This is a genomic window from Prevotella sp. P5-92, assembly GCF_002251245.1.
In the GTDB taxonomy this organism is placed as follows: domain Bacteria; phylum Bacteroidota; class Bacteroidia; order Bacteroidales; family Bacteroidaceae; genus Prevotella.
On sequence record NZ_NPJG01000042.1, the window covers coordinates 243,325 to 262,862 of the forward strand.

Below are 19,538 nucleotides of genomic sequence, written 5' to 3' on the forward strand. Positions count from 1 at the left end.
CAAAATAATAATAACTACTTCTTCGCATCCATTGCCTGGCAAGCAGTGATGGCAACCATCTTGTAGATGTCGTCAACAGAGCAACCGCGACTGAGGTCGTTGACAGGACGAGCTATACCTTGGAGGATTGGGCCGAGGGCTGTTGCACCGCCGAGACGCTCCACGAGTTTGTAGGAGATGTTGCCCACTTCGAGACAAGGCACGATGAGAACGTTGGCACGACCGGCAATCTTGCTGCCTGGAGCCTTCTTTGCACCGACAGCTGGGACGAGCGAGGCATCAGCCTGCAACTCTCCGTCTATCTGGAGAGAGGGGTCGAGCTCCTTGGCAAGACGAGTGGCTTCAACCACCTTATCAACCACCTCATGACTTGCACTGCCCTTGGTAGAGAAGCTCAACATGGCTACACGGGGCTCCTCAAAGCCGGCTACGCTCTTCGCGGTCTGAGCCGTACATACGGCGATCTGTGCCAGCTGGTTGGCATCAGGCATAGGAGTGACTGCTACGTCGCCCATGACAAGGATGCCCTCTTCGCCATATTGCTCCTTATCGGTGATGAGAAGCATTGCGCCGCTAACACAGGAGATGCCAGGGGCACACTTGATGATCTGAAGGGCAGGGCGCAGTGTGTCGCCAGTGGTGCTGAGCGCACCGCTGATCTGTCCGTCGGCACCTTCAGTCTTGATGATCATACATCCGAGATAGAGAGGATTCTTCATCAGCTCGCGCGCCTTCTCTATTGTCATTCCCTTCTTCTTGCGCAGCTCTGTCAGCAAGGCTGCATATTCTTCGGCCTTAGGATTGTTTTCAGGGTCGATAAGTGTAGCCTTGTCGATATTTGTCAATCCCCATTGCTGGGCAAGTGAGTGAACCTCATCGGGATTGCCAATGAGGATAAGATCTGCCACACCTTCAGCGAGGACTCTGTCTGCTGCTCTTAATGTGCGCTCCTCGGTGGCTTCGGGGAGTACAATGCGCTGCTTGTTGCTCTTGGCGCGCTCGATGATTTTTTGTACTAAATCCATAGTATGTTTTAATGTAGTTTTGATTTTGTTGTAGTTGTATTTGAGGGCTTATTTTGCAAAGTCCACCTTACATTTTGCAAAAGTAAGAAAAATATTTCAAACTTAACCTATTTTATGCGTTTTTTTTAAAAAAATTATAAGTTCTATTCTTTGTAATTTCATTCCTTTGCTGTACCTTTGCACTCAGAATTCAGATTTTAATCTATATATATTAGGAATAATATGGCAAAGAAAGCATTATTGATGATTCTCGACGGATGGGGAATCGGAAAGAAAGGTAAGGGTGATGTAATCAACAATACTCCAACTCCTTACCTCGACTATCTAACAGCAATTAGCGCACATTCACAGCTTCAGGCTTCTGGTGAGAACGTAGGTCTGCCTGACGGACAGATGGGTAACTCAGAGGTAGGACACCTCAACATTGGTGCTGGTCGTGTGGTTTACCAAGACCTCGTGAAGATCAACCGTGCGTGCAAGGATGGCTCTATCAAGGAAAATCCTGAAGTGAAGGCGGCATACAGCTACGCAAAAGAAAACGGCAAGCGCTTGCACCTCATGGGACTCACCTCTGACGGTGGCGTTCACTCTTCGCTCGATCATCTCTTCAAACTCGTTGAGATAAGTAAGGAATATGGGTTGACACAGACTTTCGTACACTGCTTCATGGACGGACGCGATACCGACCCTAAGAGTGGTATTGGCTTTATCAAACAGCTCGCTGAGATATGTGAAAAGAACGACGCACACATAGCTTCTATCGTAGGCCGTTTCTATGCCATGGACCGCGACAAGCGCTGGGACCGCGTGAAGGAGGCTTACGACCTGCTCGTTGAGGGTAAGGGCAAACAGGCCGACTGCATGGTGAAGGCTATGGAGGAGAGCTATGCCGAAGGTGTGACCGACGAGTTTATCAAACCTATCAACAACGCTAAGGTTGACGGTACCATACAGGAAGGCGACGTCGTTGTCTTCATCAACTTCCGTAACGACCGCGCAAAGGAACTTACACAGGTGCTCACACAGCAGGACATGCCAGAGGAAGGCATGAAGACAATACCTGGCCTGCAGTACTATTGCATGACTCCTTACGATGCATCCTTCAAAGGTGTACACATCCTCTTCCCGAAAGAAAATGTGGGAAATACTCTCGGCGAATATCTCAGCAGCAAGGGTAAGAAACAGCTCCACACGGCGGAGACGGAGAAGTATGCTCACGTAACATTCTTCTTCAACGGCGGACGCGAGGCTCCTTACGAGGGCGAGGACCGCATCCTGGTGCCTTCGCCAAAGGTGGCTACATACGACTTGAAGCCAGAGATGTCGGCATACGAGGTGAAAGATAAGCTCGTGGGCGCTATCAATACCCAGGAATATGACTTCATCGTGGTGAACTTCGCTAACGGCGACATGGTGGGACACACTGGTATTTATAACGCTATTGCAAAGGCAGTACACGCTGTTGACAACTGCGTACGTGACGTCATCGAGGCTGCAAAGGCTAACGACTATGAGGCTATCATCATTGCCGACCATGGCAATGCCGATAACGCCATCAATGAGGACGGCACTCCAAATACTGCACACTCTCTGAACCCAGTGCCATTCATTTACGTCACCGACAATAACTCGGCAACCGTAAAAGACGGTCGTCTGGCTGACGTTGCTCCTTCTATCCTCCATATCATGGGACTTGAGCAACCTGCCGACATGACTGGTGAAAACCTTATTTGCGACAACAAGTAAATAGAAAAGTAATAATAATAAAAGGAGTTAAGGGTAACAAACACCTTAACTCCTTTTTCTTATCTCTCCAAATGTTTATGTCTCCTTATTCTTCCATAAGCTTGCGATAACGTCCTTTCTTTATTTCCTCGTTGCCGAGACGACGTGCCTTGTTGATCTCATACTCAGAATAGCTGCCCTCGAAGTAGAACACTTCGCCATTGCCTTCGAAAGCAAGGATATGGGTGCATATACGGTCGAGGAACCAGCGGTCGTGACTGATGACAACAGCACATCCAGCAAATGCCTCAAGACCTTCCTCAAGGGCGCGTAGGGTGTTGACATCGATGTCGTTGGTAGGCTCGTCGAGGAGCAGTACGTTGCCTTCTTGCTTTAAGGCAAGGGCAAGTTGCAGGCGATTACGCTCACCGCCCGACAGAACGCTGCAGAGCTTGCTTTGGTCGGTGCCAGAGAAGTTGAAACGCGAGATATAGGCACGGGCATTGACATCACGTCCACCCATACGTATGGTTTCGTTGCCCTGTGAAATCACCTCATATACGGTCTTTGAAGGGTCTATATCCTTGTGTTGCTGATCAACGTAAGCGAGTTTCACGGTCTCGCCCACCTCGAATGTTCCTCCGTCGGCTTTCTCCAACCCCATGATAAGACGGAAGAGTGTGGTCTTTCCTGCTCCGTTAGGACCAATGACACCCACGATGCCGTTAGGTGGCAGCATGAAGTTGAGATCGTTGAACAGCACTTTGCCGCCGAAAGCCTTCTTTACGTGCTGAGCCTCGATGACCTTGTTGCCCAGACGCGGTCCGTTAGGAATGAAGATCTCGAGTTTCTCCTCGCGCTCTTTCTGCTCTTGGTTGAGCATCTGCTCATAGGAGTTAAGACGAGCCTTGCCTTTAGCCTGTCGGGCTTTTGGTGCCATACGTACCCATTCGAGCTCTCGCTCAAGGGTTTTCCTTCGCTTCGAAGCAGACTTCTCTTCCTGCTCCATTCGCTTGGTCTTCTGGTCGAGCCATGACGAGTAGTTACCCTTCCATGGTATGCCTTCTCCACGGTCGAGTTCAAGAATCCATTCGCTCACGTCGTCGAGGAAATAGCGGTCATGGGTGACGGCAATCACCGTTCCCTCATATTGTTGCAAGTGTTGCTCAAGCCAGTCAATGCTCTCTGCGTCGAGGTGGTTGGTAGGCTCGTCAAGCAGAAGCACGTCGGGCTTCTGGAGGAGAAGGCGGCAGAGGGCCACACGTCTGCGTTCGCCTCCCGAGAGGTTTGTCACGGGGAGGTCGCCTGCTGGACACCGTAGCGCGTCCATAGCCCTTTCGAGTTTCGAGTCGATGTTCCATGCGTCGGTAGCGTCGATAATGTCCTGCACCTCAGCCTGACGCTGCATGAGTTTATCCATCTTGTCAGGGTCGCCATAATACTCTTCCAGTCCAAACTTCTGGTTGATGTCTTCATATTCAGCCAGAGCGTCATAGATGTGTTGCACTCCTTCCATGACGTTCTCTTTTACGGTCTTTGCCTCGTCGAGAGGTGGATCCTGTGGTAGATAGCCGACGGTATATCCAGGGCTCCATACCACTTCTCCTTGTGTGGGTTGTTCGAGTCCGGCGATGATTTTCATCAGAGTCGATTTTCCTGCGCCGTTAAGACCTATGATACCAATCTTTGCTCCGTAGAAGAACGATAGGTAGATGTTCTTCAGAATCTGTTTCTGATTTTGTGGGATAATCTTTGATACTCCCACCATTGAGAAGATGATCTTCTTGTCGTCAACTGTTGCCATTATATTATTATGTTAATTAAAGTTTCTAAACTCCTTGTATGGACATCCCTTTGATTATGCTCTTTTGCTTATAACTTGAAGTTGCCGCTCACGTGGAGCATGGAAAGGAAATACACCATACCCTCATAGTAACGATATTTGCCTGTAGGCGGCTCGGCATCCCATAGGCGCTGCACAATCTCTGTGGCAAGCTGCTTGTGCTCTGGGGTGGAGTGGGCGAGGGCAAAGGCAGCTACGGCATTTGCTCCAGCCATACCTCTGGAATAGTCGCCAAAGGCCTGTTTCCCGTCAAGCGGGAAGTGTCCGTGTTTATATCCGTCAGCTTTAAACGTGTTGAGCAGTCGAGCCATCACCTCAGTTTGCCGTTTCTTGTCCTTGCCGCAGAGATAGTAGTCCATACCTACGTTCATGGCGCAGCGAATGGCGTCATACATGTATATAGAGGTGTCGTAAGCGGCATGTGGCCAGCGGTAAGCCGTACCGTCGTAGTTGCTGTAGTCAGGATAGAGGCCAGTGACGGGGTCGGCAGAGTCTATGAGATGCTGTCGTGCCACCTTGGCAGCTCTCTTCCAGAACTTGCGGTCTTTCTCAGCCACCTTTGCCCAGTAGTCGAGGAAGGCGGGCAGTTGGTATGACGGGTCGGTGAAGTAATGTCCGCCGCGGTCGGGTACGAAAGTCACGAGATAGTTGTCGCGGTTGTAAAGGTTATACACGCCAGTCTTCGTGCCATCGTTGTCCATGGTGCGTTGTAGTATGTAGTTCGCCTCTTCGGCATATCTGGGTTCGTTCCAGCGTTTGGCGGCAAGGAATAGAGCTGTGGCGTAATATATTTCGCCGTCTGAGGCATTGCTGCCTCCGAACTGGGTACCGTCGGTATGGCATTGCCAGCAGAAGAAGCCGTCCCATGCAGAGTCTTTGGGATAGGCCATGTATTTCTTCGACCACTGCCAGAGTTTGTCAAACTGCTCGCGATGACCGAGCTGTACGCTTATCATCATGCCATACGACATTCCTTCTGTGCGAACGTCGTTGCTGCCTGTGTCCATGACGAAAGCCAGTCCGTCGGGCGATTCGTAATATACGCTCTTTTGTCCGTCAGTTTCGTAGAGTGTCAGATCTCCTGGGGTGAAGAAATGATTCCATGTCTGCTCTATGCGTGCCTGCACCTCTGCATCGGTTTTGCCGAGCAGTGTCTTAAAGAGATTTTCGGCCATTGCCGATACCGATGAGAGTCCGAGGACCAGTAAGGCGAATAGCCTGATTGTCGTTTTTTTCATTGTTGAGATAATAATTTGGTGATTGATACTTTTGCAAAGATACTTATTTTATGTCAAATGACAATGGAAACGGCTGTTTTTTTGACTTTTATTTTGTTCTTCGCATTATTTGCATTAACTTTGCACTCAAAAAATTGCATTTTTTGTATTATGAACATAAGAAAACTATTTCCTGTGGCTGCCGTAGCGGCTGCTACATTCGCCTTTACGGCGTGTCAAGAGAAGAAATTCCATGTCGAAGGCTCTATTGCCAATGCACAGGATTCCACTCTGTATTTGGAGAATATGAGTCTTGCGGGACCGGTGACTGTCGATTCTGTCAAGCTTGGTGCTGACGGAGATTTTAGCTTCAGCGGTAAGAGTACTGAGGCGCCAGAGTTCTATCGTCTGCGCATTGCAGGACAGATTATAAACATCTCCATCGACTCCACCGAGACCGTCATGGTGAAGGCAGAGATGCCTAATATGGCACGCGACTATGAGGTAAGCGGATCGGAAGAGTGTACCAAGATACGCCTCCTGGCATTGAAGCAGATAGAACTCCAGAACAAGGCTATTGCCATTGAACGTAATATCTCACTTGGTTCAGAGGTTGCGGCAGATAGCATCAACAAGCTTATAAAAGCATATAAGGAGGAAGTGAAGAACCACTACATCTTCAAGGATCCAAAGGCAGCCTCTTCGTATTTCGCCTTGTTCCAGGCTATCGGTCAGTATCTCATCTTCGATCCCCGTTCAAACAAGGAAGACATCAAGGCTTTCGCTGCCGTAGCGACAAGCTGGGACACGTTCTATCCTGGTGCCGAGCGTGGTGAGAATCTCCATAATATCGCCATCGAAGGAATGAAGAACGAGCGCATTATCGCAGCCGAGAAGCAGTCGGTGGCAATAGACGCAAGTAAGGTCACCACTGCAGGTATCATAGATATCAAGCTAAGGGACAACAAGGGTGTGGAGCGTTCGTTGACACAGCTGAAGGGAAAAGTCGTACTGCTCGACTTCCACGTCTTTGCCATGGAAGACTCGCCAAAGCGTATCCTGATGCTCCGTGAGTTATATAACAAGTATCATGCTCAGGGACTGGAGATCTATCAGGTGTCGCTCGATACCGACGAGCACTTCTGGAAGCAGCAGACATCCGCATTGCCTTGGATAAGTGTTCATGACCCGGCAAGTGTCAACTCTCAGCGTCTGGCACTCTATAATGTACAGTCTGTTCCTGACTTCTTCCTTATCGACAAGACCAATACCCTTGTCAACCGTGCTGCCCAAATAAAAGACTTGGATGCTGCCATTGCGGCATTGTTATAAATAAAGGTGGGACTTGTTTGTCCCACCTTTATTATCTTTACTTTATGATAAGTGTTGTAAGTCGTTCAGGAGCAAACGTTTCCTGGGCGACTTGTTGTATTTGCTCGGCTGTAAGGGCGTCAATACGCTGGAAAAGATTGTGTATATCCTTTTCCCAGCCGTAGTGTAGGAAGCTCTTGCCAAAATCGAGTGCAAAGCTTTCCCTGTTGTCGCAAGCCACTCCCAACTGTCCTTTTATCTGTCTTTTGGCAGCGTTGAGTTGTGCGGTGCTAAGCGGTTTCTCCATCACCCGTTGCAATTCTTTTGCAACAAGACGACGGCAACGGCTTACGTCGTGAGGGTCGCATCCGAAATACACGCACCACACGCCGGTGTCACTGTATGTCACCATAGAGCTGTCAACGGTATATACTAATCCGTGACGCTCTCTCAGCGAGAGGTTGAAGCGGGCGTTCATGCCTGGTCCGCCGAGGATATTGTTTAGAAGAAAGAGAGCCATACGGCGTTCGTCGTGAACAGAATAGGCACGATTGCCAATCATGACATGCGCTTGGTGAGTCCCTTTTTCGATGGTTTTCTCTTGAGGTTCATAAGGAGGGAGAGAACATGCGGTCTGCGAGTCGCCTATAATGGGCGTAGAGACAGGAAAACCTTTCGTGGTGCGTTTCAACAGACTGACAAGGCGTTTGAAGTCTATGTCGCCATAAGCGAAGAAGATAGCGTTTTCTGGTTTGTAATAGCGGCTGGTGAACGCGGTGGCTGTTGCGGTAGTGTAGGTGCGTAGCTGACTTGCCTCGCCGAGAATGTTATGTCCGAGAGGATGTCCCTTGAAGATGAGATTCTCGAAGAGGTCGTAGATGAGTTCTGCCGGCGAGTCGTTGTAGCTCTCTATCTCGTCGCAGATGACTTCTATCTCCTTGTCTATCTCCTGCTGCGGATAACGGCTGTGAAAGACTATATCCGAGAGGAGATCAACAGCCTTGGCCGTGTGTTCCTTAAGTATGGCAGAGTAATAGACGGTGTCTTCCTTGTTGGTAAAGGCATTGAGTTCACCGCCAACAGTCTCAAGACAGTTAATGATATGCCATGCCCTGCGGTGTTCTGTCCCCTTGAATGTGGTATGTTCGCAGAAATGAGCCACACCCTCCTCGCCCTGTAGTTCGTTGCGGGTACCGGCTTTGATACCATATCCGCAATAAACCACGGGAGATGTTGAGGGCAGGTGAATTATTCTTAGTCCGTTGGGAAGTGTCGCTGTGTTATATTTCATTTCAGTATCGCTTCCGCCATGTTGATGCCAAGTTCCTCACACTGGTGGGCAGTCAGTTCGTTGAGGCTCTGGCAGATTTCAACGGGTTCGCCGACCTGTTCGAAATGGAGGCGGGTCTCATTCCATTCCTGTATCTTTCCTACAGCCTTGCTCGCCCATCCATAGTTGCCAAACCAGCCTATGTAGTGGTTTTTGATGTCTCTGTTTGCCAGTTCGGAAAGGAGAACTTCCATCTCGTGGTAGAGGCCGGTGTTGTATGTCGGCGCACCGACGATGAGCCCGTTGTAGCGGAACACGTCGCGGATAATATAAGAGTGGTGTGTCTTTGAAACGTTGTACATCACGATGTTCTTCACGCCAGCTTCTGATGCTGCACGTGCTATTGCCTCTGCTGCTCGCTCAGTGTTGCCGTACATAGTGCCGTAGCAGATGACGAGTCCCGGTTCGGTCTCATATTTCGACATTGAGTCGTACATCGAAATCACTTTTCCGATATTTTCGTGCCATACAGGTCCGTGGGTAGAACAGATATAGTCAAGCTTTACGCCAGCCAGTTTCTTCAGAGCGTTCTGTACGGGAGTGCCATATTTGCCCACTATATTCGAGTAGTAGCGTACCATCTCGAGCCAGAATGTGTCGCAGTTGATCTGTGAGTCGAGGATTCCGCCGTTAAGAGCACCAAAGCATCCGAAGGCATCGCCCGAGAACAGTACGTTGGCTGTTGTGTCGAGAGTCACCATCGTCTCTGGCCAGTGTACCATCGGGGTGAGGACAAATTGCAGTTTGTGTGAACCCAGGTCGAGCACGTCGCCGTTCTTCACCTCCTTGGTGTTTTTGCTTATTCCATAGAATCCTTTCATCATGCCGAATGTCTTCTTGTTGCCCACAATGGTGATGTTGGGATAATACTTGCGAATGAGTTCCATCGAGCCGCTATGGTCTGGCTCCATATGGTTGATGACGAGGTAGTCAATCGGGCGGTCGCCAATGGTCTGCTGGATGTTTTTTATGAAAGGTATGAAGAAATCCACTTCCACTGTATCAATAAGACAAACCTTTTCGTCGTCGATGATATATGAGTTGTATGATACTCCATTTGGCAAAGGCCATAATCCTTCAAAGAGGTGCTTGTTACGATCGTTGACACCTACATAGTAAATGTTGTCTGTTATTGTCTGCATAGTTTTTTATACAAAATATTTAATTGTTTATTCTAATTTTCTCTCCATATTCCCAAGATATGTAGTTATTGATGCTCTTGCAACACTCGGCAGAGAACATCTGTGCGCAGGCGATGAGATTGTCCCATTGTTCCTTGCTGAGGCCTTGGGCTATATCTTTCTTGCTTATGTCGTATTTTATCAGCCCATAGACAAAGCCCGCATTGAAATTGTCGCCGGCACCTATGGTGCTAACGGTCTCTGTTTTCTCTACGGCATATTCTCCTCTGATACCTCCTTCTGCCCTAAGCTCTATCGGGTTTGCACCCTGTGTATATATGAAGTTGTGGCAGTAAAAAGATATGTCTGCACGATAAACAGAGTCGGCATCATGTCGTTTGAAGAGAATGCCAAAGTCTTCGTTACTGCCTCTTACCACATCGGCAAATTCGAGATTCTCAAGAAGGTTTGGGGTAATCTTCATCACCTCGTTGCTGTGTGAAGAGCGGAAGTTGACATCGTAATAGATGATGGCTCCATGAGACTTGGCGTATTCCAGGAAACCAGCCACCTGAGGACGTATGACGGGGTTGACAGCATAGAACGAACCGAACATCACTATATCGTCTTTGTTTACTTCTGGATAGGCAAAGTCGAGCTTGTCGTTGGGATGGTCTTTATAGAAGACATATTCCGCGTCGTTTTTGTCGTTGAGAAAAGCCAACGAAAGCGGCGATTTGCTGTTCTTGTGGATGTTGACATTGGTGGAGTCTATATTATTTTCCTGAAGGAAGCGTATTATCCGTTGTCCGACACGGTCGTTGCCTGTCTCGCTGATGAACGAGGTGCTGATGCCAGACCGTCCCAGTGATACCAGTCCGTTGAATACCGAGCCTCCTGGTACGGCACTTATCGGCTGGTCGTCTTTGAAAATGATGTCCAATACGGTTTCTCCTATACCTATTACCTTTCGCATATTTACATGAGTATATTATTTTTAAGGTGCAAAATTACAAAAATAGATGGATAATAACCATGAAATAACAAAAAAAAGATTAAAAATCAGACTAATTATTAATTAATACACGTTTTTTATCAAATTTTATCCCTTTATTATCGAAAACATTTGTAACTTTGCATCGAAATTTAATATGTCCACATATTTAGTTTCAAAGAAAAGTTAGTGATTAAAGGTTAGTTATTTTTGTATGCCCGCGTCGTGATGACGCGGGCTACTTTTTTATAATATCTTGCCAAGCTCTTCTATCTGTCCGGGTGTTGTCGCCCAACTGGTGACTAAGCGGCAGATGGTGTGAGTGTCGTCCAATTTTTCAAAGCGTGTGAAGGCTATTTCCTCTTCCAGTCGTGAGATGAGGTCATTCTCGATGATTACAAACTGTTTGTTGGTGGGCGAGTTGATATCGTTGTCGAAAAGAAGTCTTTCCATATTATTTCGGGTTATTACTCCCAGTCGAGTATCACCTTACCGCAAAGTCCTGACTCCATGACATCGAATCCCTTTTGGAAGTCGTCAACAGGGTAATGGTGGGTGATGACAGGAGTAAGGTCAAGGCCGGAGATAAGCATTTGTTCCATCTTGTACCATGTCTCCCACATCTGTCGGCCATAGATGCCCTTGATGGTGAGTGCCTTAAAGATAATCTCGCTCCAGTCAACCGTTGTGGTGGGCGGCAGGATGCCAAGCTGTGCTATGTGTGAACCATTGTACATATGGGCTACCATGTCCCTGAATGCCACTGGCGACCCTGACATCTCAAGTCCTACATCGAACCCTGATATGCCTAATTGTTTCATTGCGCCTTCAATGGTCTCGCCCTTTGAGGCATTGACGGTGAATGTGGCTCCCATTTTGCGGGCAATGTCGAGACGATAGTCGTTGAGGTCGGTGACGATTACATTCTTCGCTCCTGCAAAGCGTGCGATGGCTGTGGCCATTGTGCCTATGAGACCTGCACCTGTGATGAGAACATCCTCGCCGAGCAAGGGGAAGGCGAGAGCGGTATGGGTAGCGTTGCCAAAGGGATCCATGATGGCTGCCATGTCGTCGCTGATGCGATTGTCGAGCTTGACTACATTCGACTCGGGTATGCACAGGTATTCGGCGAATGCTCCGTCACGGTTTACACCCACGCTAATGCTGTTCTCGCAAATGTGCAGCTTGCCTCTACGGCAGTTGCGGCAATGGCCGCAGGCTATATGGCCTTCGCCCGTCACGCGATCGCCCACCTTGATGTTTTGTACGCCCGGACCAACATCGGCTACAATGCCTACATATTCATGTCCAATGGTCATAGGAGTCTTTACTGTCTTTTGGCTCCATTCGTCCCACTTGTAGATGTGTAGATCGGTGCCGCAGATGGCTGTTTTCTTTATCTTTATAAGTACATCGTTGACTCCTACTTCTGGTACTGCAACATCTTCCATCCAGATACCTTTGCGAGCTTCTTTCTTTACTAATGCTTTCATGTCATTCGTTTTTTATTGAGTTAAGCATATTTTTTACTCCTTTTACTCCTTTATTACTCCCAATTCTTTCCCTATCTTGGTGAATGCTGCAATGCACTTGTCGAGATGTTCGCGCTCGTGTGCGGCTGAAATCTGTACGCGTATGCGCGCTTGGCCTTTTGGAACTACAGGATAGAAGAATCCGGTGACGTAAATACCTTCTTCCTGAAGACGCGAAGCCATGATCTGCGACAGCTTGGCATCGTAGAGCATCACCGCACAGATGGCAGATTGGGTCGGCTTTATGTCGAAACCTGCCGCAAGCATCTTCTCGCGGAAGTAGTCGGTATTGGCATGAAGCTTGTCTTGAAGTTCGTTTGTCTCGTTCATCATCTGGAACATTTTTATTCCTGCTGCTACTACCATTGGAGGCAAAGAGTTGGAGAAGAGGTATGGACGTGAACGCTGACGAAGCATGTCAATGATTTCCTTCTTGCCAGTTGTAAATCCTCCAACGGCACCGCCGAAAGCCTTGCCGAGAGTACCGGTGATGATTTCTATCTTGCCTCGGAGGTTGTGGAGCTCTGTCACGCCTCGTCCTGTCTTTCCCACTACTCCGGCAGAGTGCGACTCATCCACCATTACCATTGCGTCGTACTTGTTGGCGAGTTCGTAAATCTTGTCGAGTGGACAAACGTTGCCGTCCATGGAGAAAACTCCATCGGTGACGATGATACGGAAACGGCATTTGGCGGCAGCCTTCAACTGTTCCTCCAGATCGCTCATGTCTGCATTAGCATATCTGAAGCGTTGTGCTTTGCAGAGGCGCACGCCGTCGATGATAGAGGCATGGTTTAGTGCATCGGAGATGATGGCGTCGTCTGGACCAAGCAAAGGCTCGAAGACTCCACCATTGGCGTCAAAGCAAGCTGCATAGAGAATGGTGTCTTCCGTGCCGAAGAAGTCGGCAATGGCCTTTTCAAGGTCTTTGTGGCGGTCTTGTGTTCCGCAGATAAAACGTACCGACGACATACCGTAGCCTCTTTCGTCCATAGCATTCTTAGCAGCCTCTATCAGGGCTGGATGGTTGGCAAGTCCGAGATAGTTGTTTGCACAGAAGTTTAATACGGTCTCGCCTGCTACGGTGATTTCTGCACTTTGTGGCGAACAGATGAGTCGTTCGTTTTTGTAAAGTCCTGCCTCCTTTATTGAGGATAGTTCTTCAGATAAATGTTTTTGGAAATTGGTGTACATGATAATAATGTATTAATGATGTTGATAATGTATAATTGGTTTTGTTTGCTTCTGATCTTATTCTAATGGCATGGTAATAATCCGTCGTCCGCTTTCTGAAGTGTTGATGTGGATTGACATGCTGTCAGGGTTGAATGCTTTTAAGCCACTGGTAGGGATGGAGAAATAGTATTTCTGAGTGAAATATTCTGGTATGTCTCCTTTGTCGTGATAAAGTGTGAGATGGAGCGTGGTGGCATTGTCCGCGGCGGTCTTGGTGACAAGAGAATCGGCTATGAGAAATAACTTGTGCTTTATGGATTGGTCGGTCACCGTTCCTACGCGAAGAGTGAGGGCGAGGTTGATGTATCGTTTGCTCTTGCTTGTCCATGCCGACTCAAAACCGACGGGGTCGGTCTTCATCTCTTTCACTGAGTCGGCAGGGATAAAGCCTAATGTTGACATCTGCCCTATAGCCACTACTTCCGCCTTGTTGCCTTCCACCTTATTATAATATAACATGGCCCGATACAGGCTGTCAGGCTTCTTTGCCCATGATGTCTCGACCGGAATGGTGAGACGTAGTGAGTCGCCATTGTCGGTTATCACATAGTCGAACATGGTGTCGTCGTTAGTGTGAGCTTCGACAAAGTCGGCTGTGAGTCTTGAATAGTTTCCTTCGCCTTTGTCGTAGTTGTCTTGCTCGCACGAAGCGAGAGTGGCGAGTGCGACCATTGCTAAATATATAATAAGGTGGCGCATGCTGTAGATGTGAAGTTGTTTTTCTTATTTGTGGATTCTATTTTGCGGCAGCTTTGTTGCGAGCGGGATTGGCATACATGGTGAGGATTCTCTCGCGTAGATAAGCCTTGTCAGGCGTGAGACCTGCCTTTGTCAGTATGTCTTCTGCCTTCTTCGCCTGTTGCTCGAGATAATTGACGAATGTGGTTTTCTCTTCTTTCGTGTAATCACCACCCGCTGTGTCCTCAAGCATGTCGAGCGCGATGATATTGTTTGCATAGAGCTGGTAGTTGGCATGTATGTCGTTGTCCATCTTGTCTGCTATCACCCTGAAGATATCGCCTTTGGGAAGGTCGGCAGGCAGAGTGTCGAGGAAATGGTCCAGGCAAGGGGCACAATGGTAATGAATATGGCCTTTGTAGCCCATGATGCCTGTCTGCATGCTGAGCACGTCGTCCTGTTTTGTCTTTTTCCATCCTTCCACGTCGCGTTTGAGTTGGAACTCTGCAGCCTTGAGGAAGTCGCAGGGGTCGTATTCGTAACTGATGGCGAGAGGTACGATATGGAGCTGTTTCAGTCTCTCCGCTACGCTACCTTCTCCTCCCATGGCCATCATCTTGATGATTGACTCTTGTGTGCGGTCGTTGCTATCCTTGGCTCTGCCTTCCCTTTGCGCTATCCAGATGTTGTCGTGTTTCTCGTTGATGACAAGATTCATGTATTCTGCCATACGTTTGCTATTGACGAGCATCTCACGTATGCCGGCGCTTCTTAGTACGATAAACGATTTGTTGACTCTGACGAGGTCCTTTATCCATGGTGCGGCGAGAAGGTTGTCGCCGATGGCTATCTCACATGTGGTCTTAAATCCCGCGTCGATGAGCATCACGTCGAGCAACGCACTGTCGAGCACTATGTCGCGATGGTTGCTGACAAAAGTGTAACGACGTGTATTGTCGATATTTGATATGTCGATGTCGCAGCCTTTGCTTGCCTTTGCAAGTAGATCCTTGAGGAATGGATAGCAAAATGCAAGTTGGAAGTCGAGGTTGGTCTTACACTGCTTGAGTTTGGCCTCGAGCATTTCGAAAGGAACTTGCGGGAAGACCTTTGTCACTACATTGCGAAACTGCACGTCGGATGTCAGTCGCTCATAAGCCGCCGGAAGGTCTTCGGGAGAAAAAGCCCTGATGGGTTCAAAATTATTCTGGGTAGCCATAGTGTCTGGACTTTATTGTGAATTGTCAAAACTGATTCTCAACGATGTCGGTGAGGACATCTGCCATGTTCAGTCCGGCAGCTCTTACCTGCTGCGGGATGAAGCTTGTGGCGGTCATGCCTGGGGTGGTGTTCACTTCCAGGAGGTTGATTTTGTCAACCGTCTCGCCGTTTTTGCCCTTACCCTTTCCGATGATGTAATCGATGCGTATGATGCCGTTGCAGTGGAGAATGTCATAGATGCTACTGGTAAGTTCTGCCACGCGGCGGGCTGTGTCTTCGCTGAGGCGGGCCGGAGTGATTTCCTTTACCTGTCCGTTGTATTTCGCGTCGTAGTCGAAGAACTCGTTTGAGGTGACTACTTCAGTGGCAGGCAGTACGACAGACTTCTCGCGTGTCTTGTAGCAACCGATAGAGATCTCTGTTCCCTCTAAGTATGACTCCACCATCACGTCGCTGCTCTCGAGCATGGCCTTACGGATGGCAGGCGCGAGCTGGTCTTTGTCTTTCACCTTTGACACGCCAAAGCTACTTCCGTCGGCTGCCGGCTTTACGAAGCAAGGCATTCCGATGCGTTTCTCCACCTCGTCGTCGCTTACTATTTCCTCGTAGCCTTTGCGAATGAGCAGGCTGTCGGCCACCGACACGCCGTAGCTGCGCAGGTATTGGTTGAGCACGAACTTGTCGAATGTAAGGGCTTCCACCAATACGCCGCTTGTGGAATAAGGTATGCCAATGAGTTCGAAATATCCCTGCAGGATTCCATTCTCCCCGGGGGTGCCGTGTATGGTGATATAGGCATAGTCGAAGAAGATCTTATGTCCGTCTTTCTTGAACGAGAAGTCGTTCAGGTCTATTCTTGAAGTGGTGCCGTCGCCGAGGTCAACGTTCCAGTCAAGGCCTTTGATATCGACTATATATATGTCGTAGCGGTCTTTGTCGAAGAAAGAGTATAGTCCTTGTGCTGAGCGGAGCGACACGTCGTGCTCCGATGAGTCGCCACCGCAAACGATGGCTATTTTCCTTTTTTGCTGTTCCATATTGTTTCTGTAATTATGCTTTTATGTCTTGTTTTTCTTATTCGTTTGTTACTGAAGGCACGTAGCGTCTCCATTTCTCGAGCAGGGAGCTCATGTCTTCAGGTAGTTCGGACGTGAAGTCCATCTGTTTCTTTGTCCTCGGGTGAACGAAACCTAAAGTCTTAGCGTGCAGCACTTGTCGTGGGCATAGCTTAAAGCCGTTGATAACAAACTGTCTATAGCTGCCTGAGCGTTCACCTCGAAGTATCTCGGTGCCGCCGTAGCGTTCGTCGCTGAATAGCGGATGACCGATATGTTTCATGTGCGCTCGTATCTGGTGTGTGCGTCCTGTCTCAAGGATACATTCCACCAGGGTGACATAACCGAAACGTTCCATCACCTTATAGTGCGTCACAGCCGGCTTGCCCGTCTCTGACTCTGGCGGGAAGACGGCCATGCGCAGGCGGTCCTTGGGGTCGCGCCCTATATTGCCTGTTATCGTTCCTGAGTCCTCAACAAAATTTCCCCATACGAGAGCGTTGTAGCTGCGGTGTGTGGTCTTGTTGAAGAACTGTACGCCAAGACTTGTCTTCGCTTCTGGGGTCTTTGCCACCACAATGAGTCCGCTCGTGTCCTTGTCTATTCTGTGTACCAAACCCACCTGAGGGTCGTTGGGGTCGTAAGAAGGCAGGTTGCGCAGGTGCCACGCTATGGCGTTGACCAATGTTCCATGAAAGTTGCCGCATCCGGGATGTACGACAAGGCCTGCCGGTTTGTTTATCACCATCAGTTCATCGTCTTCATATACTACGTCGAGCGGAATATCTTCCGGTTCTATCGTAGTGTCGTAATGCGGCCTGTCGAGCATGAGGGTGACTATGTCGCCCGGACGCACCTTGTAGTTGCTCTTCACGGGTTTGTCGTTGACGTGTACAAAGCCCGCCTCAGCGGCTTTTTGTATTCTGTTACGGCTTGAGTGCTGGAGTTTTTCAAACATAAACTTGTCTATTCTCACAGGCACCTGGCCTTTGTCCACCTCAAACCTGAAGTGCTCGTACAGTTGCTGGCTTTCCTCAAGGTCTATGTCAGCGACCTGAAGCATCGGTGATATATCTTCTGTTGTCATTGTTTGTCTGTATGAAATGTCAAAATGCAGGCTTGTCTCCCACTGTCTCCTCCTCAGAAGGTGGTGCTGTCACCTCCTCGAATTCGTCAATATCATTGCCCGTCTCATCGATGTCATATTCGGGTCCAGAGAAGTCGATATCTGCAAATCCGTCGGCGTATTTGCCATCGCCCACGATGAGTGTCAATGGATAGTCAATAGGGATGCGGTCGCCAGTGGCAAGGCGTCTGCCGCGGCATGTTATGCCGTAAACCCAGTCTTTCTCACCGTCAACATATTTAGGCGGGAGGAGCTTGAATCCCATGGCGGTAAGTTTTGCGGTGGCTTCACGGGCACTGCTGTTGTCGATGATGTCAGGGATGGCGAAGGATGGCGAAGATGGTGAGTTGACAGTTACATATATGGCATGCCCTTCTTTCACTTTCGTTCCGAAGCCTGGGCTTTGCGCCAATATGCAGTCGGCTGGCAACCTCTTGTTGTAGCCTGAGTCGCTGACGATAATCCGAAGTTTGTTTTGGGATAACAGGTATGTGGCTTCACTGTATTTCATTCCCTTGAGGTCTGGTACGGCAATGCCTTCTCCGTGGTGTGTGTAAATCTCCAATCCGTATTTCACACCCACACAAAGAGCGACTATGACGCAACACATGGCTGCAATGTTGCCCCAGAGATATTTGCTCGTCAGCTTGCTTAGAAACTCTTTTGTCTTCATCTTTCTGAATTTGTAATGCAAAGGTAATGGAAATAGTAGAAACTACAAAATAAAAACATTAAAAATTGCTTAAATCCTGATGTTTCCCACCTTTATTATATAATGACAAGTAGAGTCGGCGAGAATTATAAATAGTGAGGGACTAATGAAAGTAAAAAAAACGAGAAAATCTTTGGATGTTATGGGATTATTATTACCTTTGCAGCAAAAACACCGAATAACATGAATATAGAATCAATCCGCGACTATTGTCTGTCGCTACCGGCAACGTCAGAGTATTTCCCTTTCGACGAGACCACCCTCGCCTTCCGCGTGGCTAACAAGATATTTGCCATGATCGACCTCGACAACACCGAATGGTTTGTGCTCAAGTGCGACCCTGACTATGCTGTAGAACTGCGCGAGAGTCATCCAGAGATAACGGGTGCATGGCACATGAACAAGAAGCACTGGAACCAGCTCAACCTCTACGGCCATCTCCCCGACTCCCTCATCCAGCACCTCATACGCCACAGCTACGAACTGGTGGTAAAGAAACTGCCAAGAAAAGTAAAGGAAGCGCACCCCATAGGAGACGTTTAACCTGAGCGATGATAACGTCTCCTTTCTGTCGTCAAAACGCTGCGGTTCTGTTCCAATTCTTGGGAAAATACCGTATCAATAACCGATTTCTCATGTCTCTCCAATATATTTATTTGCGGTCTGATTTTTGGGACACATAATTCTTTTGTTGACAATCCCACTGCTTGTATTTGTTTAACATAGGCTATATGATTTTCCCCATATAGACTATTCCGATTTATTAAGCATACGCTTTTAGTTTATGTTCCGCAGTGCGGAACGTACATTCCGCAGTGGTGAACGTACATTCCGCAGTGGTGAACGTACGTTCCGCACTGCGGAACATAAACTCAACACGTTATGATGATAAATCAAACACGTCTGTTGATAATATTTCATTCCAGTTGTCCTTATACTTTCATTCCTTTAGGCCAGTTGTTGTCATCACACCCGTTCTTAGTCCATTCTCTATGCCCTGATATTATGTTCCATTTATCTTTATTCGTATTAATAGTGGATAAATAGAAAAAAAACGAAGTATTCAGTCCATTTCCCCTTATTCATTCGAGCACTTCTAACTTGCCAATTCATCAACTTCCTCTTTATATATAAAAAAGGTGTATATAGAATAATGCTTCTATTTACACCTATTATTTGCAAACGAATGTTAAAGAATGAAAGTTTTTTGCCGAAATGTTTGGAGCGTATCGATTTTTGCCGTACCTTTGCACTCGCTTTTGAGAACAACGCTTCTCTTGAGCGACTATAAGAAGAGTTCTTTGAAAGATTTACATAACAGAGAAGTAGTAGTACAAGAAGCAATCGAGAAATCGATTGGGTAAACGAACCGTCAATTTGAAAAGATTGAGAATAGGTTTCTTTAGACTTGA

General features: G+C 48.1%; 18 protein-coding genes. 3 read left to right on the forward strand and 15 right to left on the reverse strand.

The genetic code is table 11. The features are described from left to right. Positions 1-14: 14 nt before the first annotated feature. Positions 15-1,025 (reverse strand): phosphate acetyltransferase, encoded by a 1,011-nt coding sequence (pta, locus tag CIK99_RS05240; protein ID WP_094380477.1) that lies wholly within the window; start codon positions 1,023-1,025, stop codon positions 15-17. A 222-nt stretch (positions 1,026-1,247) separates the two neighbouring features. Here pta and gpmI point away from each other — a divergent pair, with 222 nt between their 5' ends. Further along, positions 1,248-2,771 carry a 2,3-bisphosphoglycerate-independent phosphoglycerate mutase gene (gene gpmI, locus CIK99_RS05245; protein WP_094380479.1) on the forward strand — a complete coding sequence of 508 codons (1,524 nt, stop codon included), beginning with the start codon at positions 1,248-1,250 and terminating at the stop codon, positions 2,769-2,771. 85 nt (positions 2,772-2,856) lie between these two features. On the opposite strand, the gene ettA is transcribed toward gpmI, so the two are convergent. Together ettA and CIK99_RS05255 are read right to left on the reverse strand one after the other, a co-directional pair. Continuing rightward, positions 2,857-4,554 carry an energy-dependent translational throttle protein EttA gene (gene ettA, locus CIK99_RS05250; protein ID WP_094380481.1) on the reverse strand — a complete coding sequence of 566 codons (1,698 nt, stop codon included), beginning with the start codon at positions 4,552-4,554 and terminating at the stop codon, positions 2,857-2,859. 68 nt (positions 4,555-4,622) lie between these two features. Next, a complete protein-coding gene (locus CIK99_RS05255) occupies positions 4,623-5,831 on the reverse strand; it encodes a glycosyl hydrolase family 8 (protein WP_094380483.1) in 1,209 nt (402 codons plus the stop codon). A gap of 150 nt (positions 5,832-5,981) precedes the next feature. Between CIK99_RS05255 and CIK99_RS05260 the strand changes: the two genes are divergently transcribed. Next, on the forward strand, positions 5,982-7,142 hold the full coding sequence (locus CIK99_RS05260; RefSeq protein ID WP_094380486.1) for a TlpA disulfide reductase family protein: 1,161 nt from the start codon (positions 5,982-5,984) through the stop codon (positions 7,140-7,142). 37 nt (positions 7,143-7,179) lie between these two features. On the opposite strand, the gene CIK99_RS05265 is transcribed toward CIK99_RS05260, so the two are convergent. The 11 genes from CIK99_RS05265 to CIK99_RS05315 all read right to left on the reverse strand — a co-directional run bounded on the left by CIK99_RS05265 (position 7,180) and on the right by CIK99_RS05315 (position 18,087). Beyond that, positions 7,180-8,412, reverse strand: a complete 1,233-nt coding sequence (locus tag CIK99_RS05265; protein ID WP_094380487.1) for a pitrilysin family protein — start codon at positions 8,410-8,412, stop codon at positions 7,180-7,182. Continuing rightward, a complete protein-coding gene (locus CIK99_RS05270; protein ID WP_094380489.1) occupies positions 8,409-9,593 on the reverse strand; it encodes an FprA family A-type flavoprotein in 1,185 nt (394 codons plus the stop codon). The genes CIK99_RS05265 and CIK99_RS05270 overlap by 4 nt, the downstream gene beginning before the upstream one ends. Positions 9,594-9,612: 19 nt before the next feature. After that, positions 9,613-10,548 (reverse strand): carbohydrate kinase, encoded by a 936-nt coding sequence (locus CIK99_RS05275; RefSeq protein WP_094380491.1) that lies wholly within the window; start codon positions 10,546-10,548, stop codon positions 9,613-9,615. Between the two features lie 264 nt (positions 10,549-10,812). After that, a complete protein-coding gene (locus CIK99_RS05280; RefSeq protein WP_094380493.1) occupies positions 10,813-11,019 on the reverse strand; it encodes a hypothetical protein in 207 nt (68 codons plus the stop codon). Between the two features lie 14 nt (positions 11,020-11,033). Further along, positions 11,034-12,059 carry an L-threonine 3-dehydrogenase gene (gene tdh, locus CIK99_RS05285; RefSeq protein ID WP_094380495.1) on the reverse strand — a complete coding sequence of 342 codons (1,026 nt, stop codon included), beginning with the start codon at positions 12,057-12,059 and terminating at the stop codon, positions 11,034-11,036. A gap of 42 nt (positions 12,060-12,101) precedes the next feature. Next, on the reverse strand, positions 12,102-13,292 hold the full coding sequence (gene kbl / locus CIK99_RS05290; protein WP_094380497.1) for a glycine C-acetyltransferase: 1,191 nt from the start codon (positions 13,290-13,292) through the stop codon (positions 12,102-12,104). A 57-nt stretch (positions 13,293-13,349) separates the two neighbouring features. Further along, positions 13,350-14,006: a NigD-like C-terminal domain-containing protein gene (locus CIK99_RS05295; protein ID WP_158215907.1), complete on the reverse strand. Its 657-nt coding sequence runs from the start codon at positions 14,004-14,006 to the stop codon at positions 13,350-13,352. 64 nt (positions 14,007-14,070) lie between these two features. Next, on the reverse strand, positions 14,071-15,231 hold the full coding sequence (locus CIK99_RS05300; protein ID WP_094380501.1) for a 1-acyl-sn-glycerol-3-phosphate acyltransferase: 1,161 nt from the start codon (positions 15,229-15,231) through the stop codon (positions 14,071-14,073). A gap of 25 nt (positions 15,232-15,256) precedes the next feature. Beyond that, entirely contained in the window at positions 15,257-16,270 is a 1,014-nt protein-coding gene (locus CIK99_RS05305; RefSeq protein ID WP_094380503.1) for a D-alanine--D-alanine ligase, read from the reverse strand. 37 nt (positions 16,271-16,307) lie between these two features. Next, positions 16,308-17,375: an RluA family pseudouridine synthase gene (locus CIK99_RS05310; protein ID WP_094380505.1), complete on the reverse strand. Its 1,068-nt coding sequence runs from the start codon at positions 17,373-17,375 to the stop codon at positions 16,308-16,310. A gap of 19 nt (positions 17,376-17,394) precedes the next feature. Then, positions 17,395-18,087, reverse strand: a complete 693-nt coding sequence (locus CIK99_RS05315) for a PASTA domain-containing protein (protein ID WP_094380507.1) — start codon at positions 18,085-18,087, stop codon at positions 17,395-17,397. 222 nt (positions 18,088-18,309) lie between these two features. Between CIK99_RS05315 and CIK99_RS05320 the strand changes: the two genes are divergently transcribed. Next, positions 18,310-18,669, forward strand: coding sequence for an MmcQ/YjbR family DNA-binding protein (locus CIK99_RS05320; RefSeq protein ID WP_094380509.1), 360 nt, complete (start codon positions 18,310-18,312; stop codon positions 18,667-18,669). A gap of 486 nt (positions 18,670-19,155) precedes the next feature. On the opposite strand, the gene CIK99_RS15570 is transcribed toward CIK99_RS05320, so the two are convergent. Further along, positions 19,156-19,538 (reverse strand): hypothetical protein (locus CIK99_RS15570; protein WP_216822784.1); only part of this gene is annotated, 383 nt, incomplete at its 5' end.